Raw genomic sequence first — 20202 nt, 5'->3', positions numbered from 1 at the left:
GAGCCATAAGCTATTAGCCATCAGCTATCAGCTCTTGTGAGGGTGACATGAACGTTCATGAGTTTCAGGCGAAGCAGTTGTTCGGGCAGTTCGGGATTCCGGTGCCGCGCGGGAAAGAGATCCTTTCTCCCGAGGCCGGTTCTGCTTGGGCGGCAGAGCTCAATACTCCTGTTTTCGTCGTCAAGGCGCAGATCCATGCGGGCGGCCGCGGCAAGGCCGGTGGCGTCAAAATCACGAAGGATAAGGCGGCCGTTCCTGGCCTGGTCAAGGAACTGATCGGCAAGACGTTGGTCACGCATCAAACCGGCCCGAAGGGGCGGGAAGTGCGGCGGTTGCTGATCGAAGAAGGCGCTGCGATTGCCAAGGAACTGTATGTGAGCATCGTCGTCGATCGGGACAGCGGCTGGCCCGTGTTTATCGCGAGCACGGAAGGCGGGATGGAGATCGAAGAAGTCGCAGCTCACACGCCGGAGAAGATCATCCGGGAAGCGATCGATCCGGCTGTCGGGTTCCAGGGCTACAACGGGCGAAACATCGCCTTTGCGCTTGGGCTGCCTGCCATAGAAGCGGCTGTCGTGAATCCCTTCATTCAGATGATGGGGAATCTCTACCGCATGTTTATGGAGAAGAATGCGGCCATGGTGGAGATCAATCCGCTGGTCATCACCAGCGACAAGAAGCTCATCGCGCTGGACGGCAAGGTTTCCTTCGATGATAGCGCCCTATTCCGGCATGCTGACGTGCAGCAGATGCGCGATCTCCACGAGGAAGAACCGCTCGAAATCGAAGCGGGCGAAAACAATCTGAACTATGTGAAGCTGGACGGCAACATCGGCTGCATGGTGAATGGCGCGGGCCTCGCTATGGCGACGATGGATGTGATCAAGCTGGCTGGCAGCGAGCCGGCGAACTTTCTGGACGTCGGCGGCGGCGCCACCAAGGAGACTGTGGCTGCAGGATTCCGGATTCTCCTCAAGGATCCGAACGTCAAGGGCATCTTCATCAACATCTTCGGCGGGATCGTCCGTTGCGAGCGGATTGCGCATGGTGTGATTGAAGCGGCCAAGGAAGTGAAGATCAATGTGCCGTTGGTGGTCCGGTTGCAGGGCACGAATGCAGAAGAAGGCCGCAAGCTGTTGGGAGAGTCCGGTCTCAAGCTGGAAGTGGCGGACGACTTGTGGGAAGCGGCGCAAAAAATTGTGAAGTTGACGGGGAAAGCGGCATAGAAGATGAGGGAGGTACGGGGCCAAGTCCCTGTGCTCGCGCAACGCGCGGCCTGAGAAGGCCCTCGTTGGACGCGCGCAGTGGGGACTTAACCCCGTACCTCCCATGAGTGACGGAAAGGTTTCCCCGTTGTAGCTGGGGAAGAAGGAAAGAAGAGGGAATTGTGAGCATTCTCGTTAATAAGCATACGCGGGTGGTGGTGCAGGGGATCACGGGCAAGGAAGGCTCGTTCCATGCGACGCAGTGCAAGGCCTATGGGACGCAGATGGTCGCGGGCGTGACCCCGGGCAAGGCGGGCCAGGAAGTCGAGGGCATTCCGGTATTCAACACGGTGCGCGATGCCGTGAAGAAAACTCAGTGCGATACGTCGTTAATCTTCGTGCCCCCGCCATTTTGCGCCGACGCGATTCTGGAAGCGGCCGATGCCGGTGTGAAGCTGATCATCTGCATTACCGAAGGCATCCCGGTGAATGACATGGTCAAGGTTAAGCGCGCGCTCTATGGCCGCGACGTCCGTTTGATCGGACCGAACTGCCCCGGCGTGATCACCGTCGATGAAGCGAAGATCGGCATTATGCCGGGTTTCATCCATAAGAAGGGGGTCGTGGGCGTCGTGTCGCGCAGCGGGACCCTCACCTACGAAGCCGTGCATCAACTCTCGACATTAGGCCTTGGCGAAACGACCTGCGTCGGCATCGGCGGCGATCCGGTCAATGGTACGGGCTTCGTCGATGTGCTGGCCCTGTTCGAGCAGGATCCCGAGACTCAGGCGATCGTGATGATCGGCGAGATCGGTGGCGATGCGGAAGAGAAAGCTGCTGAGTTCATCAAAAAGCATGTGAAGAAACCAGTCGTCAGTTTCATCGCCGGAATCACGGCTCCTCCTGGCCGCCGCATGGGCCATGCGGGCGCGATCGTTTCCGGCGGCAAGGGGACGGCGGCTGAGAAGATGAAAATTCTCGAAGCAGCCGGCGTCCGGGTGGTGAAGAACCCGGCTGAGATCGGCCATGCGGTCAAGGTTGCGCTCGGGCGGTAAGTAAGAATCTCGTTCGCGCTTCAGGCAATCAGGACGTGGGGATGTGGTGGTCGATCACCCATCCCCACTTTTCATTGCTGCTCCTACTGCTGGATCTTGTCGGCCTGAGCCACGTTATTTATCTTCACCCTTCCGTATGAATCATGTTAGGCTGAACGCATGCGTGTGTTTCTCATCCACGTTCGTGACCCCCAGTTCTACGCCCTTCCAGCTAAAACTCGCGCAAAAAACGGCCGTATTAGGGTGATGGGCTTTCCGCCCATCGGGATCATGTCCCTCTCGTCGGTGCTCAAACAGGCCGGCCACGAATGCGTGATGTTCGATCAGGCGAATCCGGACACGCCGAACGACGTGATCCTCGCGGAGATCGCCCGGCAACAACCGGATCTGGTCGGCCTCAGCTTCCTTAGCACTACCAGCTACCCCTACGCCAAGATCTTGGCCCGTCAGATTCGGGTCGTCAATTCAAAGGTCAAATTGGCTTTCGGCGGCGTCTTTGCGAGCTTGAATGCTGCGCTCGTCAAACTGCAATGTCCTGAAGTGGATTTCGTCTGTCGTGGCGATGGCGAGCAGTTGCTCCTCGATCTTCTCGGACAGCTCGAAAATCCTGTCGCTGTGGCTGGCTTGACCTGGGCCAAGGACGGCCAGGTCATTCAGAACCCTGGTCGCCCGATGGAGCGCCATCTCGATCAATGGCCCTTTCCCGATCGCGAAGGCCTCGAGCTCGATTTCGTGGAGTCCATGCCGCTCGACGTACCGGCGGTGCTCTCGATGGAGCGGTTCACGACGATGCAAACATCTCGCGGCTGCCCCTGGCCCTGCATCTTCTGCGACATTCCGATCTTCAACGAAGGTAAGTGGCGCGCGAGGACTGCGGCGCATGTGGTCAGTGAACTCAAGTATCTAGAAGCCTGCGGCTACGGGTCGGTCTACTTCGTGGACGATCATTTCTTGCTGCAACCCAAACGGATCGAGGCGATTTGCCAAGGCGTGATGGACGAGAAGCTCACGATCCAGTGGGGCATTGAGGGGCGCGTGGACTCGGTCGCCCAGCATCTGTTTCCCGCCATGGCCAAGGCCCATTGCCGGACGGTCATGTTCGGGATCGAAAGCGGGAGTCAGAAGATTCTCGATCGGCTCAAGAAAGAGCAGACGCTGGAGGAGGTGGCCACAGCTGTTAAGAATGCCAAGGAGGCCGGCATCGAGATCGTGCACGGGTTTTTCACGGTGGGCAATCCCGATGAAACGGTCGAAGATATGAACGCGACGTTCGACTTGGCCTCCAAGCTGCCGCTCGATACGTTCGGCTTCAATCGGCTCTGCGTCTATCGGGGCACTCCGCTCTGGCAGGAATATGTGAAGCGCGGGTTGGTCAGCGAAACGACCGATTGGTACAAGTATTTCAAATGCTCAGAGATCGATCCGACCTGCTTGCCAGGCGAAGTGATCAACGAGGTCCGACGTCAAGGGCTCAAGCGGCTCTTCCTCTACAAGCTCCTGCACTATCCCCTGCAAACGGCTCGGTTGCTACGGCGATTCCTGCGTTTTATGCCGGCTCGGGACGTGGCCTACCTGATCCTCAAGCCGTTTATGGGCCAGAAAAAAGGCGCCACGAAGGCGGAAGTGCTTTCACGGGCCGTCGAGCATGGCGAGATGAAAGATGTTGCGGCGCAGATGACGCAAATGACGGATGAGGTGCTCCATCACGTGCTGGAAGAGTCTCGGCTGGAACGGCTCCGCATTCAACAGGAAGCAGAAGGGTTGCGAGAGCTACCCATGGTCCATACCCGCTAGGGCAGGATGCTGAAAATGTCCGCCAGCTTCGTTCTCGTCTCGCAAGAATCCTCAACGTACCCCTGAGGGTACGCCTCCGGTTCTTGCTCCGCCTGCGGCCTTGCTGGACGAACGTTTTGAGCATTCTGCAAGATGGTTTTTCGTTAGACCGCAATTCCCCAGATCTGTTTCGCTGCCAACCCAATTCCATAGCTGACGGTTACCGCTACGGTGATGATTGCGAGATTCAGCAGAATCCGGCGTTTCATCTCCATCCCTGACAAAAACGCGAGGACCGTGGACACGAGGACGACCATCGTGCCGGCCGTCAGGACGGAAATCAGCGCGTCCTTAGCGCCGAAGAGGACGGGGAGCACCGGCACCAGCGCGCCGATGACGTAGGCTACGCTGACAAATAAGGCCGAGCGTAACGGCTGTTCCTGCATGTCGTTCGAGCTGGTTTCTTCCCCCAGAAATTGTTTCTTCGCCGCTTCCATCGTCCGTACTTCTTTTTCTGAGCTCAGCGCAAGAAATGCGCCGGCTCCCATCGACAGCGCGCCGGCCACTGCAGTGGTTGAGGCGGCAATCAAGACGGTCACGGCGTCGCCGAAGGCTCCGAAGAATCCGCTCACCGCGCCAAGAATCTCCACTAATCCGTCATTGAGTCCCAGGAAGATATTGCGGATCTTTTCAGGATTGATCTTGCGCGCAGTGAGTTTGGCAACAAGGGCATCTTCATGTTGGAACTCGTCCCGTAGAATCCCCTTGAGTGCTTCGCCCAGAGGCTGATCTTTATACGCATTCCAGAGGGAAAGGTATTTTTTAACCCCATAGATCTCGATCGCTTCCAGGACGAGATGGATCGCCGTCGAACCGAACAGGCGGCAGAGCCATGTGAAGCTCCAAAGCTTCAGTCGTCGCGCCAGGTTGAGGCGCTCCAGCTTCATGTCGAAGAATTTTTGCCAAAAAGCTAAGTGTCTGGTTTCAATCACCACCAACTGGCTCAATGTATCCCTAGCCTCGGGATCCGCCGAAATGTCCCGTAGCACTTTGTAGAGGGAGAGGTCGAAGAGCTCATCCAGGATGAGCAGCCGCGCCAGCGCTGGGTCGTAGCGATATGGACTATCCATGGGTGTCACTCCAAGGGCATGAATTTATTGAAAGTTCTTCGCGGGCCGGATGGGTACAGTAGACACTATTCGGTTTCTTTCCGTCAAATTCCCCTTGATAGGTTACAGCCTACGGAGCGACAGATAGGGGCCTATTCACCGTCTGCTATACTTTTGAAGGAATGGCTCTTTCTCATTAGCCGCCAGGCTAAGGGGAAGGGAAAATGTGTTGTGTGCAGGAGGGACGAAAGGTTGGTCGCGCTATGAGTCAGAAACGTGAATTCTTCAGAGTCGCTATCGAGAGGACCGGGCAGATTGCCAAAGGGGCCGAGACCGCTTCCTGCGAGGTGCTCGACCTCACGGAAAAGGGATTTCAATTACGCACTGATTTGCCTGTGGTCATGGGAGACCTCTTGGAGCTTGAGTTTCCTCTGACCAAGGAGGCTCCGATCCAGTGCACCGTCGAGGTCACCTACGTGGCGTCTCCTCAACTTGGCGCCCGCATTACGAGGATTTCTCCTGAGCACCAGCAATGCCTTTCGCAGTTTATCGAGCAGCTGAACGTCCTCAACCTTACCGGGTTTTAATTTATGGCCACGCCCCACGAGGAGTCGAACAGTCCGGCAGGCGCGGCGTCTCACGTCGAGCCAGTCGTGTGCCTCCTCAGCGCAGTTCTGCTGCTCAGCACGGTGCCGATTCTGACGAAGTATGTCTTTCAACACAGCACGGTGGATCCGCTTGGCATGGCTCTGGTCAGGGTGATGACCGGATTCTTCTTTCTATTTGCGATTACCCTCGCGCAGGACATCAGAGGGCTGAGCGCCTTGACAGCCGGGGATGTGTTTCGGCTGACCCTCTTGGGGGGGCTGGGGGTTGGTTCATATGTGATTGCGGCCTGGGGGCTTCAGCTTACCAGCGCCACGCATTACATTTTGATTTATAGTATGGTTTCGCCGCTTACCGCACTGCTGAGTGTGTTGCTGGGGAAGAGCCAGAGCTGTCCCCTCAAGATGGCCGGCATCGCACTCTCATTGACGGGTTGCGGGCTTGCCATGTCGGATAAGTTGGGCGACTTTCAGGCAGATTTTGGATTAGGCGATCTGCTGATTCTCTTGTTTACGGTCATGATGGCCGCGCACCTGGCCTGGAGCGCCAATATCGTCAAGCGCTTTGGAGCCATGACCGCCAATACCGTGATGTTCGGCAGCAGCGCTCTGTTTCTTCTGTTCGGGGCGTCAGTCTGGGGACAGCCTCCCACCGACGATTTCTCGCTGACGCTGGTATCGGCGATGCTTTACATTGGCGTGGCCACGGCCTCCGTTTTCCTCCTGCGCTATCGTGCGCTTCAAACCATCTGCCCGGCGACCGTTGCGGTGTATCAGAACCTGGCCCCTGTATGTGCCATTCTTTTTGCCCACGTATATTTGGGTGAGACGATCCAGCCCGGCACGGTGGTGGGTGGCGCCATCATTCTCCTCGGCGCTGAAATGGTTCGCAGGAGCAGTCAATCTCAATTGGCAACCAGTCACCCCTGTGCCACGCCCTGTGCGATTAGCGCAGCCTGTCATCAAGCGTCTCCTCAGCAACCCAAGCCGTAAAATCTCAGCGCCGTGAGAGCCCTGCCGCGATCGGCAAGAGTCGCTTCCTTTCAGCGGGTGAAGATCGTATCGGCCTGTCTATGTCTGAGCAGAGAGAGTGGGAGAGGATTACAGACCCTTGGCGGATTGCTCGGTCTGATGCCGCTGTTCGGCGGAGCGGAGACGAATCTTGAAGATTACCCTGCGGCTTTTCTCGCGGTTGATGACGGAGGTGGATTCGTACATCAGGTCTTGTCTTCCTCGTCCTGTCGCTGACGTGATTTCCTGAAAACACTGGTACGAATATGGTTCCGCGGTTTGAATGACTTCCAGCCCCTTCACCATCACGGCCAGCGACCGTTCCTGGCTCAACTTCAAATTAAACGCATCGCTGCCGTAATCGTCGGTGTGCCCTTCGATCGCGAGTGAGTCGATCTTGTCGCGCAGCGGCCCGCACAATGCTCGTACATAGAAGGGCAAGGCGTCCACGAGAAATTGATCCGCCGCAGGCGAGAGCGTACTTTTCCCAAACTCAAATGTGAGCCGGTCCTCCGGGACCACGATGACGAGCGCGAGCGGGTCGCGGGGATCCGCATCAAGCGAAAGCCCCAGGCGCTGAATGTGATCGCGTAGAGCCGTTTGCACGTCTTCTTTGTTGTCTTGTAATTCAGACTGCGCAGCAGAAGAGACTTTGCTGAACTGCGCCGCGAAGAGCAGGATGAAGACGACCACGAGGGAGGTCATGAGATCGGTGATGCCGAGGGTCGTCTGCGAGGGCCCGGTGCCCTGCGTGGTTGTGCGTTTCATGAGGTCGGCCCCTCCGTGGATACGAGCGAGCGTCTGGGTATAAATCGGTGTTCCTCAGGCTGCGCGGCCCCGGGAGACGTTCGCTGCTTCGCGAGCCCGTCCGTCAGGCGGCTCATGAGTTCATCAAGGGTCCTCGGTTCTTGTGCCTTCTGTCGTGGCATATCTTTCAGCAATGTGGTGAGGCGCTGAATCGAGGCGTTCAGCGCTGTGATCGGAGCTGTGAATTCCTCACGGATAACTTGCGGCAGTTCTGCCGTCATCCGTCGTCCCGCTGCCTGTTCCTCCTGCTTCCATTGCATCAAGGACCGGACAGCCGCAGCCAGTTCAGCAATGGGGGCCGCCAGACTGTCCTTGCCCCTGTCTTCGGTGCGCTCCTCAAGCTCTTCCCCCGGGGCCTGCCGGTTGCTTCCCGCCGCGCGGTGCATCGGCGTGAGTTGTTCCAACATCTGTTCCATGGTCTTGCGGGGAAAGAGCTCGTCGAGGAGACCGAGGAACGTGTGGTGCTCGTTCATGAGCCGAAAGACCATCGGTTTTTCAATGAGCGTGAAGAGATTCGCGGCAATCAGTCCGACGATGGAGGTGAGGAACTTTCCCGCCAGCCCGTTGATCAGCCCCTGAATGCCGTCAATGTCATGACCGTCTGCGTGGAGTTTGCTGAGGCCAATGAATAGGGCCAGGAACGTGAGCAGCAACCCGATGCCGGTCACCAGGGAAGGCAGTTGGCTGTAGAAGGCCAGGTTCACGCGATGGCTCAGAAGCATATCCTGCGTAAAGATTTCTTCCGCCCGGCAGGTGCTGAAAATGCGAGGCTCCACAAACCAGGGCACATGTTCGAGCACCAAGGTCTTGCGGAACTGCGCCCAGGCCTGCCGGAACATGGGTTCTTTCTGCAGACCCTTTTCAAGGGTCTGCAGGTCGTCGCAATCGATACGGGTAGAGGAGGATGCCGGCTGACTAGCCTGAGCCGAGAATCCCACCAGCGCGCGGCTTGTGAATCGCTCACGATCGCCGTCGCCGCGGTCATGAGCCAGAGCCGTCAGCATCGGGCGGACTCGATCGAAGGGTCGTTGCGCGCTAGCGACTTCCCTGCGTAATCGTAGGACCTGCCAGAGAAAAAAGAAGATGATGCTAAACGATCCGATCCAGCTCAGCATCGGGCTTTGGGGCCCTCCGAAGAAGGAGGCATCGCGGCTCAAAAATTCCCACAGGCTGGACGTCGTGATCATCGCATCCTCAATTCATGCATGATGGACTCAGTTAGCGGCAAGATTAGGTAAAGTCATCTCAACTTCCGTGCCGCGCACAATAGAGGATGGACCCATCAAAAAGCCCATGATCCGTCTATTTCGCGGGATCTGTTCCGTAGGGGCCAGGCATTCTTTGCCTAGCAACCGGCAGATTAGGCCTCTTAGGGGAGCGTATGGCTAATGGCTTGGAGTAAAGCAGAGCGAGGGTGTGTGGTTCGTCGCTTTCAGATTGATGGGAAGTGGAGAACGATGACCTGGGGGATTTTTTGAAAGTCGCGGTCGGACGTCAGGATTGGAAGCCCATGTTGCATGGCGCTGGCGGCAATCCAGAGATCGTTGGCGGCAACCGGAGTGCCGGCCTTTTTCAAGGCGACACGAATGGTCGCATACCGTTCCGATGTCTCTTCGTCCACTGTCAGCAGGCGAACGCGCGAGGATTCCAGAAACATTCGTAACTCGCGCTCATTGCTTTCTCGTTTGCTTCCTTGGAGAAATCCCGCGCGAAGCTCTCCGAGGACAATCGGGCTGATCCAGATCTCTTCAGCTTGTGGAAGGGTGGTGATCACGTCGGGGTGGTTTTTCTTGAACGCGATATATGCGGAGCTATCCAGCAGTAGCCTGGTCATTTCCAGAGCTCCGGATCGATCGTGCGTTGCTCGGCAATGAGTTTATCGATCGCGGCGGCTTCCTGTTTCGTCCAGGTTCCGGCGAGATAGTCGAGGTCATGGTAGCGGACCGGTGTTTTCTTTTTCCCCTTGCCTCCTGCCGATTCTTCCAGCAGCTCAATGACGGCCTTATTCACACTGGTCTTCTTCTGCTTGGCCCGCTGTTGAACGGTACGGGCAACGTCGGGGGGAAGGTTCCGCAATGTAATGGCTTTCATGGCGTCAGGCCTCCGTGCATCATAGGTGCATCATAGTGATGCACATTGTACAGTGCAGATCCTGGCTCGTCAAACGGATGCGAAGATTGGGGGGCTTTTGCGAAGAGCGTATGGCTGATAGCCGATGGCGTATGGTTCAGAGCAAACCGAGGGGGCTGAAATAAGTCGATCCTCAGTGCTGAGTAATTTTTCCGTGACAAGGCACCAGAATGGGAGGCAGAGCGATTTCGGAAATTCCCTCGCAGGCTCGGTCAGTTTCCGCCTTAAGATCATCGGCGGGGCCCCGCGCTCCCAGTGATCTCCGCCCCCGCCAGTACCACCACCTGCGGCATTAGGAAATTTAGAGTGGCTCTGTTTTCTGTACCTGATTTCCTTTTTCCGGCAGTGACAGTAAGAGACCCTGACTGTCATCCATGAATTCTTTGTAGTCACCCTTTCTCAATAGCTCATTACGTAAGCCTTCATCCAGTGCTGCCTTTTGCAAGTTCTTTCTGAGAATCTCTAAGTCGTTGTCGCCCTGTAGGTACATTGTTAGCAATCGAAGAATTGACTTTCGTACAAGAGAAGCTAGCTGGCTTATCTCCTCATCAGATGCAAGTTTATCTGGGGATTCCTCCGAACTATCGAATTGTCCATGGAACAATTTTCCTCTGCGCTTGAACATTTTCTTCAAGAACTCGAACACCGCCTGCCTTCCGTCACTGTCATGAGATTCGCACGCGAGTAGCGCACAGCTCAGAGAAATACGAAAGGTCTGCTCGGCTTGATCTGATGGAGTGAATAGAGCTTCAAGTGCGATCATGAGACTTGTAAACTGCTCCACCCTATTAGCTTTTCGATGATAATCCTCAAAGAACTCGCCTGCGATCCTAAGAGCTTTCCGGAGCGAGTGATTTACTTCGATAATACGGGTCCGATGGCGAGTGTAAACTCGCCACATTCGATTAATTTGTTCTTGCTCATTCCCGGTTAGATGGGGGATCAAGTGCGAGGGAACGGTATCTTGGCGAGGGAGCCCTAGATAGGACAAGCCAGATTTCTGAATTTCATTAACCCAATCTGGTGAAAAGTGAGGCGCCACATAGTCAATGTCCAGAATGCCGTCGACGGCATACTGAAAGACTTGACGAAATGGCTGAGCCTCTTTCCACCGTCGGACAAGCCACTCGTAAAGTCGTTCAGTCTCAAATCCATTAGTATCTTTGCAGATCAAGAACCATGTGCCAGTTGATGGAGGACTGATAAAGCTATGAAGGGATGACTCTCCAAGCAGGCGAGGGACTGCTGTGCCGTCGAGCTCCTTTATTACCCACCCGTCATAGGGCGGTTGGATTAGGTGTTCTGGGAGAAACTTCACATTGAACAGGTGAAAGCACGCAAACTTTTGAAACTCTCCCTGTTCGTAGAGTTGGTTGTCTAATTCTGCAATTGCGGTATCCAGAATGTCTGGCTCCGTATCAGGTAGCGCATCACCCACGGTAAAGTGAATACTGCTTAACTTGCGGAGGAAAAGAATGTCGATAGCTTGAGCCAAATGCCAGGGATCACCGCAGCACTTCAGAAGATGAACATCTTGCGAGAGAATACTTCGGAGGCTGGCTTGTATCTCCTCTTGAGACCACCCACGGGAAGCGATTGCGCGTACGTCTGTGGACTCTGTCTGCGCAGAGATGAATGCTGTCAACGGATATTTATAATGGGCACAAAAGTCATATCCAAACTGGTAAACAATTCGGCGAACTAGGGCTCCAAGTGTCTTGTTTCTCATGATAGCAGGGGTTGTTCTCTGGGATTCATAAGAGTCTTGAGGGAAAGACTAAAGGCTAAGTGACAAACTCGTCAAGTTGCTGTATCGATCAGTATTTCTGTTGTGGAAGAAGGTGTCAGGCGCCGTTCCCTTGAGCCTAAACAAAAAGGCCACCGTTTCCAGTGGCCTTTCCGTTTATTCTCTTGCTGAGGTGCTGTGAAGACTGTTCTCAGCTCCGCGCATTCACCGAACTCTGTCCGAATGCAGGATGCTCAAAATGGCATCCCGGCAAGGCCGCAGGGAGCTCGGCGACCGAAGCGTACCCTTGGGGTACGTTGCAGGGAGACGGGCGACTGAGAACGACGCTGGGGGACATTTTCAGCATTCCTGCTATGTCCCCATTTCCCAGCTGGCGAGATACTTCACTTGTTCTTTCGTCAACGTATCAATCTTCATCCCCATGCCCGCGAGTTTGAGCCGGGCGATTTCCTTGTCGATCACCGGCGGAACCGGGTAGACCTTCTTCTCCAGCTTCTTGTAATTCTTCACCAAGTACTCGGCTCCGAGCGCCTGGTTCGCGAAGCTCATGTCCATGACGCTGGAAGGATGGCCCTCGGCCGTCGCCAGATTCACGAGCCGTCCCTCGCCGAGGAGGCTGACCCGATGGCCGGTCTTCAGCGTGAATTGCTCGACGCCAGGTCTGATGAGGCGCTTTCTCTTGCTCAGGTTCTCCAAGGCGGTAATGTCCAGTTCGACGTTGAAGTGGCCTGAGTTGCAGACGATGGCCCCTTCCTTCATCACGGCGAAGTGTTCGCGGCGAATGACCTTCAGGTTGCCGGTGACCGTGACGAAGAAATCTCCGATCAATGCCGCCTGCTCCATCGGCATGACGCGGAACCCGTCCATGACCGCTTCAATCGCCTTGACCGGATCGATCTCGGTGACGACGACGTCGGCGCCCAGACCCTTGGCGCGCATCGCGATTCCTCGTCCGCACCAGCCATAGCCGGCGATTACGAAGGTGGTGCCGCAGATCAAGCGGTTCGTCGCGCGGATGATGCCGTCGATCGTGCTCTGGCCGGTCCCGTAGCGGTTGTCGAAGAGGTGTTTGGTGTCGGCGTCGTTGACGGAGATCACCGGGAACTTCAGGACTTTCTTTTCGGCCATGCTGCGGAGCCGGATGACGCCGGTGGTGGTTTCTTCCGTGCCGCCGATCACGTACTTGAGCAAGTCCTTCCGCTTGGAATGAATGAGCGAGACGACATCGGCTCCGTCATCCATCGTGATTTGCGGCTTGTGGGCGATGGCCGACTGGATGTGCTTGTAGTAGGTTTTGTTGTCTTCGCCTTTGATGGCGAAGGTCGGGATGCCGTCATGCTTGACGAGCGACGCGGCGACTTCGTCCTGCGTGCTGAGGGGATTGGAGGCGCAGAGCCGGACATCGGCGCCGCCGGCCTGGAGCGTCTTCATCAGATTGGCGGTTTCGGTCGTCACATGGAGGCACGCGGTCATGCGCAGGCCCTTGAAGGGCTTTTCCTTCAGGAAGCGCTTCTTGATTAGCCGCAGCACCGGCATGGTGGCTTCGGCCCATTCGATCTTGAGTTTGCCCTGGTCTGCGAGCTTCATATCCTTCACATCGTATTCCACGAAAACCTCCTGCGTGATGCGTGATTGGTGATGGGGAGTCAGGGGAAACAGGGGGGACGGATTGTTCAATCCGTCCCCCCTGTCATCGGTCCAGTCTAGTCTACAGGCCTGCGTCCTTGCGCAAGATCTTGGCCTTGTCGGTTTTTTCCCAGGTGAAACCCGGTTCGTTCCGGCCGAAGTGACCGTAGGCGGCGGTCTGTCTGAAGATCGGCCGGCGGAGCTTGAGATGCTCGATGATGCCGCGCGGGGTCATGGGGAAATGTTTCCGCACGAGCTTGTCCAGGCTCTCGGCCGCCACCCGTTCCGTGCCCATCGGGTCGACCAACACAGAGACTGGCTCTGCCACGCCGATGGCATAGGCGAGCTGCACTTCGCACTTCCTGGCCAACCCGGCTGCAACGATGTTTTTGGCGATGTAGCGGGCCATGTAGGACGCTGACCGGTCCACCTTCGTGGGATCCTTGCCGGAGAAACAGCCGCCCCCATGGCTGCCGTGGCCGCCATAGGTGTCGACGATGATCTTGCGGCCCGTCAATCCCGTGTCGCCCATCGGACCTCCGACCACGAAGCGTCCGGTGGGGTTGATGTGGTGGATCACGCTCGCCGAATCATAGAGCCCTTTCGGCATGACCGGCTTGATGACTTTTTCCATGATGTCGCGTGTGATCTGCTTGTTCGTCACGTCGGGGCTATGTTGGGTGGAGACGACGATGGTGTCGATCCGCACCGGTTTGCCGTTCTTGTATTCCACGGTCACCTGGGATTTGCCGTCCGGGCGGACCCAGGGCAGGATGTTTTTCTTCCGGACTTCGGCCAGCCGCTTGGTGAGGCGATGGGCGAGGACGATCGGCATGGGCATGAGCTCGGAGGTCTCGTCGCTGGCAAAGCCGAACATGAGGCCTTGGTCGCCGGCGCCGCCGGAATCGACGCCCATGGAGATATCGTTCGACTGATGGTGAATGGCGGTGAGGACGGAACAGGTGTGGTAGTCGAATCCCCAGGAAGCATCGGTGTAGCCGACATCCTTGATGACTTCGCGGATGATGTCGGGGATCTCGACGTAGGCTTTGGTGGAGATTTCACCGGCCACGAAGGCAATGCCGGTGGTCAGCATCGTTTCGCAGGCTACCCGGGCAAACTTGTCTTTGGCAATGATCGCGTCGAGGATCCCGTCGGAGATCTGGTCGGCAATTTTGTCCGGATGCCCTTCGGTCACGGACTCTGACGTGAACAGGTAGTTATTTCTCATTGGCTCCTCAAGGTTCAGTTGGCAATAACCTAACGGATTCCCAAGGGATATTAGTATGACTAGGCTTCTGTTGTCTATTTCTTTTACTGTGTAGAATGGTGGAGTCGCATCGCGGCCTGCTTGCTTGACACCCCTTTTCTGGCACTTGTAAGATGACCGAATTCCGCGGTCCTCGCCTTCTTTATCTACGACGCCATAGGGGCGCGTTTGGGATAGGCCCCGTCTCCCGGGACCATGATCGTGCTATGCGCAAGGCCGTGTCTTTGTATCCAGTGGGCAATGACTAAGGTGTGTCTCGTGACGAAAAAGGGATTGTCAATACGATGAATGGCCAGCCGGACGCGATTCCCGAACAGAAGAGTCCACGATCACCCGTTCCAGGGCTGGGATGGGAGGAGTTCTCTCGCGAGCTGGTCGAGTTCTTCGCTTCGATCAAGCTAGCGATGTTCCTCTTTCTGTTCATTGCCATCACCGCCACGATCGGGACGGTGATCCAACAAAACGAGCGGCCGGAATCCTATATTCAGGAATACGGAGAGAACACCTACCGGTGGTTTCTCCGGCTGGGCTTCATCGACGTCTATCACACCTGGTGGTTCACCAGTCTCCTCGGCCTCCTCTGCGTCAACTCCCTCACCTGTTTCTATAAGCGGTTCCCCGGTGTCTGGCGGTCGATGAAGCAGGACCGCGTCAGCGTGTCATTGGATTTCGTGAAGGGGATGAAGCAGCAGGCCGAGGTTTCGATCGCAAACAGCAAGGAGGTCGTGGCGCAGCAGCTGGCGCAGCATTTCATCGAGAAGGGCTATAAGGTGCTGGCGAAGAATGAGCCGGGCGAGGTGACCCTCTATGCGACGAAGGGCGTCTTGGGACGCGTCGGCGCGCATATGGCTCATTTAAGCGCGACGGTCATCATCATCGGCGGCCTGATCGGCACCTACTACGGATTCCAGGAGTTCGGGGTCTGTCTCGAAGGGCAGACCTATCATATCCCGCGAGGCAACTTCGATCTCAAGGTCGATAAGTTCTGGATCGACTATCACGAGAACGGGTCCGTGAAGTCCTACAACAGTACTTTGACGGTCATCGACGGGGGCCAGTCTGTCGTTACCAAGACGATTTCGGTCAACGACCCCCTCGTGTACAAGGGCATCTGGTTTTATCAATCCAGCTACGGCGACTCCTGGGATCAGATTGAAGTGGCGCGGATCAATATCAAGGACAAAGAAACGGACAAGGTCCTCAAGACCGTCGATCTGGAATGGCAAAAGGAGCAGGCGGTCCCTGAGCTCGACCTGAAACTCTCGATTACGGATTTCGTGGCGGACTTTGCCTTCAACTCGACCGAGAAAAAAGTCTTCTCCAAGACGGTGGAACATGCGAATCCCGCGATCCGCTTGGCCGTCAATGAACGGAGCACGGTCCAGTCGACGCCCTGGATTTTCTATCAGTTCCCGGACCTCTTCGATATCAAAGAATCGAAGTATCAGTTCGAATTAGTGGGCTATAAGCCGAAGAAGTTCACCGGTCTGCAGATTGCCAAGAATCCCGGGATCAATATCGTCTGGACCGGCTCGACCATGATCGTGGTGGGCATTACTCTCTCTTCGTTTATCTTCCACCGTCGGATCTGGATGAAGATCCTTCCGGCCCCGGAGGGCGTGACGGTCTATATCGGCGGTACGACCCATAAGAGCCAGATCGATTTCCAGAGGGAATTTCGAAAGTTGACGGAGAAGCTTCAGAGCTTGTCGGCCTCCCCCTCACGAATCAGCGGGGCCTGAGGGCTGGTAGTCAAACCGTCTTTGGTTTGAGTATGATAACGATACGCACATTGGCCTGAACTGCTCGACGGAGGACATGATGGTCCGATCTTTGTTTCTGTTCGACATGACGTTTTGGCTCTATCTCGCAGCCTTGACCCTCTACATCGCCTATCTGTTTGCGCGCCGTCCGGTTATGACCTTGGCTCCTGCCGGCCATTCGGCGGATAACTTCGATGAACGGGACGGAGCCTGGGCTACGCAATTGGGCCAGATTGCCACCCTGATTACGGTCTTCGGATGGCTCGTCAATACCGGCGCCCTGTTTACGCGAGCCTTCGAGCGGATGCAGACCTCCGGGACCTTTGCCCCCTGGTCGAACCAGTTCGAAGCCATGGCCTATGTATCCTGGGCGATCATCCTGGGCTATGTGCTGCTGGAGCTGCGGTACAAGATCAAAGCCATCGGCGCCTTCGTGGTGGGTATCGGGTTCATTGCCATGGGCGCGGCCTCCCTGTTGCCCTACCGGTATCAGACAGCGGAGCCTCTCGTGCCGGCGCTCAACAGCTACTGGATCTACATCCATGTGTCGATCACGTTGACCAGCTACGCGGCCTTTGCGATGGCCGGCGGCCTGGGTGTGATGTATCTCTTCAAGGAACGGGCGGAGCGGCGGGGCAGCACCTCCCGCTTCTATGCGGCCTTCCCTGACCTCGAAACGATTGACGAGTTGGGCTACAAAGCGATCACGATCGGGTTTCCCTTGCTGGCTTTCGGCATTATCCTCGGGGCCATGTGGGCCAACTATGCCTGGGGTGGCTACTGGAGCTGGGACCCGAAAGAGACCTGGTCTCTGATCGTCTGGTTGATTTACGGCGCCTACATCCATGCCAGGATGACGCGCGGATGGGAAGGCCACCGTGCCGCCATCTACGCGGTCTTCGGCTTCTTGATGGTGATCTTCTGTTTCTGGGGCGTGAATTTCCTGCTTTCAGGCCTGCATGCGTATGCATAAGTCCGAACACAGCGTGAACGGCGAGGCAGACGAGCAGGGCTCGTCGCGCGTGGCCATCCTCCTGGTCGGCGCCGTCATTCTTGCCGTGGTCTTCGGCATCGTCTGGATGCAGAGCGCCAAATATGAGCTGCTGGCCGTGGGCAAGCAGGCGCCGGACTTCGTCCTCACCGATCTGAACGACAAGCCTCAGCGGCTCTCGGATTTTCGAGGCAAGGTGGTCTTTCTGAATTTTTGGGCGACCTGGTGCAAGCCTTGCCGCGAAGAAATGCCCTCGATGGAAGTGCTCCATAAGAACTTCGAAAAGGACGGGTTGGTGATTCTGGCGGTCAGCATCGATCGCGTCACGACGACCAAGGACATTCCCCCCTTCATCAAGGGCATGAATTTGACCTTCCCTGTGCTGATCGATTCCTGGGGCAAGACCGATAAACCCTACAAACGCATGGGTGTGCCGGAAACCTTCATCATTGATCGGGAAGGCGTCATCCGTGAAATTGTCATCGGGCCGCGGGATTGGACAAGGCTCGACAGTTTGGAGATCTTGACCAAGCTGCTGAATGTGACACCCAAGGCGACGGACGCGCAATCCTTGGATCGCGGAGCGGGGAGAGGATGACGAAGCGGGCCATTGCTGGAACAGTCTTCTCTTTCATGGTTGCTCTGACAGGGATGGGGAGTGCCACTGCGTTGGATTTCCTGCCGGTTGCCGAGCGTACGGTCGTTAGATTGGGTGAGCTGGCCCCGAATTTCCAGCTTCGCGATTTGAACGGACGCCAAGTCGCGCTGTCGGATTTGCGTGGCAAAGTCGTGCTGCTGAATTTTTGGGCGACCTGGTGCGGTCCCTGCCGGGTGGAGATGCCGGCGATGGAAAAATTGTATCGGGCGTTTTCTCGGAATGACTTTGAGATCCTTGCCGTATCGACCGATGCGCAAGGGGCCTCGATCACCAGGCCGTTTCAGCAGGAGAACCGTCTGACCTTTCCCATCCTCCACGATGCCGACTATCGCGTGGGATTGACCTATGGGGCCAGGAGCCTCCCGATGACCTTCATGGTGGATCGGCAGGGAATCGTCCGCCACCAGATTTTCGGCGCGCGTGACTGGGGCGCGCCGGAAGCGCATCAGCTGGTGCAGCTGTTGATGAAGTCCTAGCAGGATGCTGAAAAATCCCGCCAGCCTCGTTCTCGCATCGCTCAGAGGCTCAACGTACCGAAGCGTACGCCTCGCCTCTTCGCTCGCTGCGGCCTTGCTGGACGGACTTTTTGAGCATCTTGCGTACCTACAGAGTATTTCCGCAGCCTGCTAGGAGCCTGTCCGACATTGTCGCAATCGATCACGAACATTTCTCTCGTCGCGGCCTTTTCGGCCGGTCTCCTCTCGTTCGTGTCCCCCTGTGTGCTTCCGCTGGTGCCCTCTTACATTTCCTACATCACGGGCCTGTCCATCGAGCAACTCACTGATGCGACGGTGCGGTCGAAGTTTAAGAAATCCATTATCGTCAACGCGCTGCTGTTTATTGCAGGGTTTACCGTAGTCTTCGTGTCGTTCGGCGCGTCGGCCAGCTTCATCGGCCAGGCCTTGATCACCTATCAAGACCACATTAGACGGATCGGCGGGGTCCTGATCATCATCTTCGGTCTCTATTTATTGGGGGTCTTGAATATCAGTTTTCTGAAAATGGAGCATCGGTTCCAATTCAGAAGTCGGCCCGTTGGGTATGTGGGATCGTTTTTGATCGGGGTGGCCTTTGCTGCTGGCTGGACTCCCTGCGTCGGGCCGGTGCTCGGAACGATCTTATTGTATGCCAGTACGACCGATTCGATGATGAACGGGGTCCTGTTGCTGACGAGTTATTCCTTGGGCTTGGGGCTGCCGTTGTTTCTGACCGCGCTGGGAGTGGATCGCTTCCTCGCCTACTTTAAGCAGGCGCGTTTATATTTGTGGGGCGTATCGACTGTGAGCGGGGTTTTGCTGATCATCGTGGGTATCATGATTTACGCCAATACCCTCACGATGATTACCAGCTTCCTGGAACAGCATGGGGTTGGCTGGTACCTCGGCCAGTGAGCTGCAGGATGCTGAAAACGTCCGCCAGCTTCGTTCTCGCCTCGAAAGCATCCTCAACGTAGCCAGGGGCTACGCCTCCGGTGCTTCCATCGGCTGCGGCCTTGCTGGACGAACGTTTTGAGCATCCTGCTAGCCGTCAGCAATCAGCCTTCAGCAGTTAGCTTCAAAGCTGTTATTGATTAGCACCAGGCGCCGAGGCGGCAGGTCACGAAAGATTGGCCCAATGCCGTGGCGGAAGGAAGACGGAACGATTCGGCCGTGAGAGAGGGGATGAGCCCCGATGTTAGACTCGGCTGATCGCTCGATGGGGGCGTCGTCGGTGTACTGGAAGCAGGCGCTGGTTCGGTATGTTTGGCCAGCAAGGTCGCGGATTTTCCTCCGCTGATTTTCGCGAGCAGGCTGGCGCCTTCTTGGGAATGTTTACTGCGAGGGTATTTTTCTGCCAACAGGGTCAGCTGTTCACGGGCCCAATCGTCTGCACCAAGGTCATGGTAGTTGAGCGCCAGAAAGTATAAGGCGTCTGGCGCGACCGACTTGTCCGGGTACAATTTCATGATCTGTTCGAAACGATGGGCGGCGGCCAGATAGGAGCCTCGTCGATAATAGAATTCGCCCACGAAGAGATGCATCTGCGCCAGGAGGTCGTGGCATTCCTGGATCTTCTCGAGCGCTTGGCCGTCGTACCGGCTTCCCTGGAAATCTTTCCGTAGCCGTTCAAAGGCTTCGATGGCTTTTTGGACAGGTTCCGGGTCACGATCGATTCCCTTGCCCCGTTTCATCTGACTTTCGCCGATCCGGAATGCGGCATAGGAGGCGAGGGTATGGGTGCGATGGAGGTCGAGGAAATGGTTATACTCGGTGATCGCTTCCGCGTATTCTTCTTTTTCGAAGAAGGCTTCGCCCCGCTTCATGATGACGTTGGGGTCGTAGTTCTTTTCGATCGTATCGCCCAGGAAGATCTGTTCGTCGGTGCCGCTCAGGGCTTTCTTCGCGGCATCTTGTGTCTTGGGTGTGCTGGAGCAGGCGGTGACGACGCAAAAGATCACCGCGCACAAGCCGAG

19 protein-coding genes are annotated in these 20202 nt (G+C 56.5%); 10 read left to right on the top strand and 9 right to left on the bottom strand.

Annotated features, from left to right (window positions below; all coding sequences use genetic code 11):
* Window positions 1-47: 47 nt before the first annotated feature.
* The 3 genes from sucC (at window position 48) to NT179_05860 (ending at window position 4054) form a co-directional block, all read left to right on the top strand.
* Window positions 48-1226 (top strand): ADP-forming succinate--CoA ligase subunit beta, encoded by a 1179-nt coding sequence (gene sucC, locus NT179_05870; GenBank protein ID MCX5721541.1) that lies wholly within the window; start codon window positions 48-50, stop codon window positions 1224-1226.
* Window positions 1227-1387: 161 nt separating this feature from the next.
* Window positions 1388-2260 (top strand): succinate--CoA ligase subunit alpha, encoded by an 873-nt coding sequence (sucD, locus tag NT179_05865; GenBank protein MCX5721540.1) that lies wholly within the window; start codon window positions 1388-1390, stop codon window positions 2258-2260.
* Window positions 2261-2419: 159 nt separating this feature from the next.
* Window positions 2420-4054, top strand: coding sequence for a radical SAM protein (locus NT179_05860; protein MCX5721539.1), 1635 nt, complete (start codon window positions 2420-2422; stop codon window positions 4052-4054).
* 143 nt (window positions 4055-4197) lie between these two features.
* Here the strand turns inward: NT179_05860 and NT179_05855 are convergent, their stop codons facing one another.
* Window positions 4198-5163, bottom strand: coding sequence for a VIT1/CCC1 transporter family protein (locus tag NT179_05855; protein MCX5721538.1), 966 nt, complete (start codon window positions 5161-5163; stop codon window positions 4198-4200).
* Window positions 5164-5405: 242 nt separating this feature from the next.
* Between NT179_05855 and NT179_05850 the strand changes: the two genes are divergently transcribed.
* Window positions 5406-5729, top strand: a complete 324-nt coding sequence (locus NT179_05850) for a PilZ domain-containing protein (protein MCX5721537.1) — start codon at window positions 5406-5408, stop codon at window positions 5727-5729.
* Between the two features lie 3 nt (window positions 5730-5732).
* The gene (locus tag NT179_05845; protein MCX5721536.1) at window positions 5733-6740 is read left to right on the top strand and encodes a DMT family transporter; all 1008 of its coding nucleotides are present in this window, start codon (window positions 5733-5735) and stop codon (window positions 6738-6740) included.
* 108 nt (window positions 6741-6848) lie between these two features.
* Here NT179_05845 and NT179_05840 read toward each other — a convergent pair whose 3' ends face one another.
* From NT179_05840 to metK, 7 genes are all read right to left on the bottom strand, one after another.
* A complete protein-coding gene (locus tag NT179_05840) occupies window positions 6849-7526 on the bottom strand; it encodes an OmpA family protein (protein MCX5721535.1) in 678 nt (225 codons plus the stop codon).
* On the bottom strand, window positions 7523-8752 hold the full coding sequence (locus tag NT179_05835) for a hypothetical protein (protein MCX5721534.1): 1230 nt from the start codon (window positions 8750-8752) through the stop codon (window positions 7523-7525). Before NT179_05835 ends, NT179_05840 begins: the two co-directional genes overlap by 4 nt.
* A 245-nt stretch (window positions 8753-8997) precedes the next feature.
* The gene (locus NT179_05830; GenBank protein ID MCX5721533.1) at window positions 8998-9399 is read right to left on the bottom strand and encodes a type II toxin-antitoxin system VapC family toxin; all 402 of its coding nucleotides are present in this window, start codon (window positions 9397-9399) and stop codon (window positions 8998-9000) included.
* A complete protein-coding gene (locus NT179_05825; protein ID MCX5721532.1) occupies window positions 9396-9656 on the bottom strand; it encodes a hypothetical protein in 261 nt (86 codons plus the stop codon). Before NT179_05825 ends, NT179_05830 begins: the two co-directional genes overlap by 4 nt.
* A gap of 340 nt (window positions 9657-9996) precedes the next feature.
* Window positions 9997-11424 (bottom strand): HEPN domain-containing protein, encoded by a 1428-nt coding sequence (locus tag NT179_05820; protein MCX5721531.1) that lies wholly within the window; start codon window positions 11422-11424, stop codon window positions 9997-9999.
* A 369-nt stretch (window positions 11425-11793) separates the two neighbouring features.
* Complete coding sequence (gene ahcY / locus NT179_05815) at window positions 11794-13050, bottom strand: adenosylhomocysteinase (GenBank protein MCX5721530.1); 1257 nt, start codon at window positions 13048-13050, stop codon at window positions 11794-11796.
* 100 nt (window positions 13051-13150) lie between these two features.
* Window positions 13151-14299 (bottom strand): methionine adenosyltransferase, encoded by a 1149-nt coding sequence (gene metK, locus NT179_05810; protein MCX5721529.1) that lies wholly within the window; start codon window positions 14297-14299, stop codon window positions 13151-13153.
* Window positions 14300-14589: 290 nt separating this feature from the next.
* Between metK and NT179_05805 the strand changes: the two genes are divergently transcribed.
* From NT179_05805 to NT179_05785, 5 genes are all read left to right on the top strand, one after another.
* The gene (locus tag NT179_05805; protein MCX5721528.1) at window positions 14590-16080 is read left to right on the top strand and encodes a cytochrome c biogenesis protein ResB; all 1491 of its coding nucleotides are present in this window, start codon (window positions 14590-14592) and stop codon (window positions 16078-16080) included.
* A gap of 76 nt (window positions 16081-16156) precedes the next feature.
* Complete coding sequence (gene ccsB, locus NT179_05800) at window positions 16157-17074, top strand: c-type cytochrome biogenesis protein CcsB (protein ID MCX5721527.1); 918 nt, start codon at window positions 16157-16159, stop codon at window positions 17072-17074.
* Entirely contained in the window at window positions 17067-17690 is a 624-nt protein-coding gene (locus NT179_05795) for a TlpA disulfide reductase family protein (protein MCX5721526.1), read from the top strand. Before ccsB ends, NT179_05795 begins: the two co-directional genes overlap by 8 nt.
* 35 nt (window positions 17691-17725) lie before the next feature.
* Window positions 17726-18226 (top strand): TlpA disulfide reductase family protein, encoded by a 501-nt coding sequence (locus NT179_05790; GenBank protein MCX5721525.1) that lies wholly within the window; start codon window positions 17726-17728, stop codon window positions 18224-18226.
* 168 nt (window positions 18227-18394) lie between these two features.
* Window positions 18395-19141 (top strand): cytochrome c biogenesis protein CcdA, encoded by a 747-nt coding sequence (locus NT179_05785; GenBank protein MCX5721524.1) that lies wholly within the window; start codon window positions 18395-18397, stop codon window positions 19139-19141.
* A gap of 179 nt (window positions 19142-19320) precedes the next feature.
* Here the strand turns inward: NT179_05785 and bamD are convergent, their stop codons facing one another.
* Window positions 19321-20187, bottom strand: coding sequence for an outer membrane protein assembly factor BamD (bamD, locus tag NT179_05780; GenBank protein ID MCX5721523.1), 867 nt, complete (start codon window positions 20185-20187; stop codon window positions 19321-19323).
* Window positions 20188-20202 lie beyond the last annotated feature (15 nt).

Source organism: Nitrospirota bacterium (assembly GCA_026387665.1).
Lineage (GTDB): Bacteria > Nitrospirota > Nitrospiria > Nitrospirales > Nitrospiraceae > Palsa-1315.
This window is presented reverse-complemented; position numbering and strand designations above follow the sequence as displayed.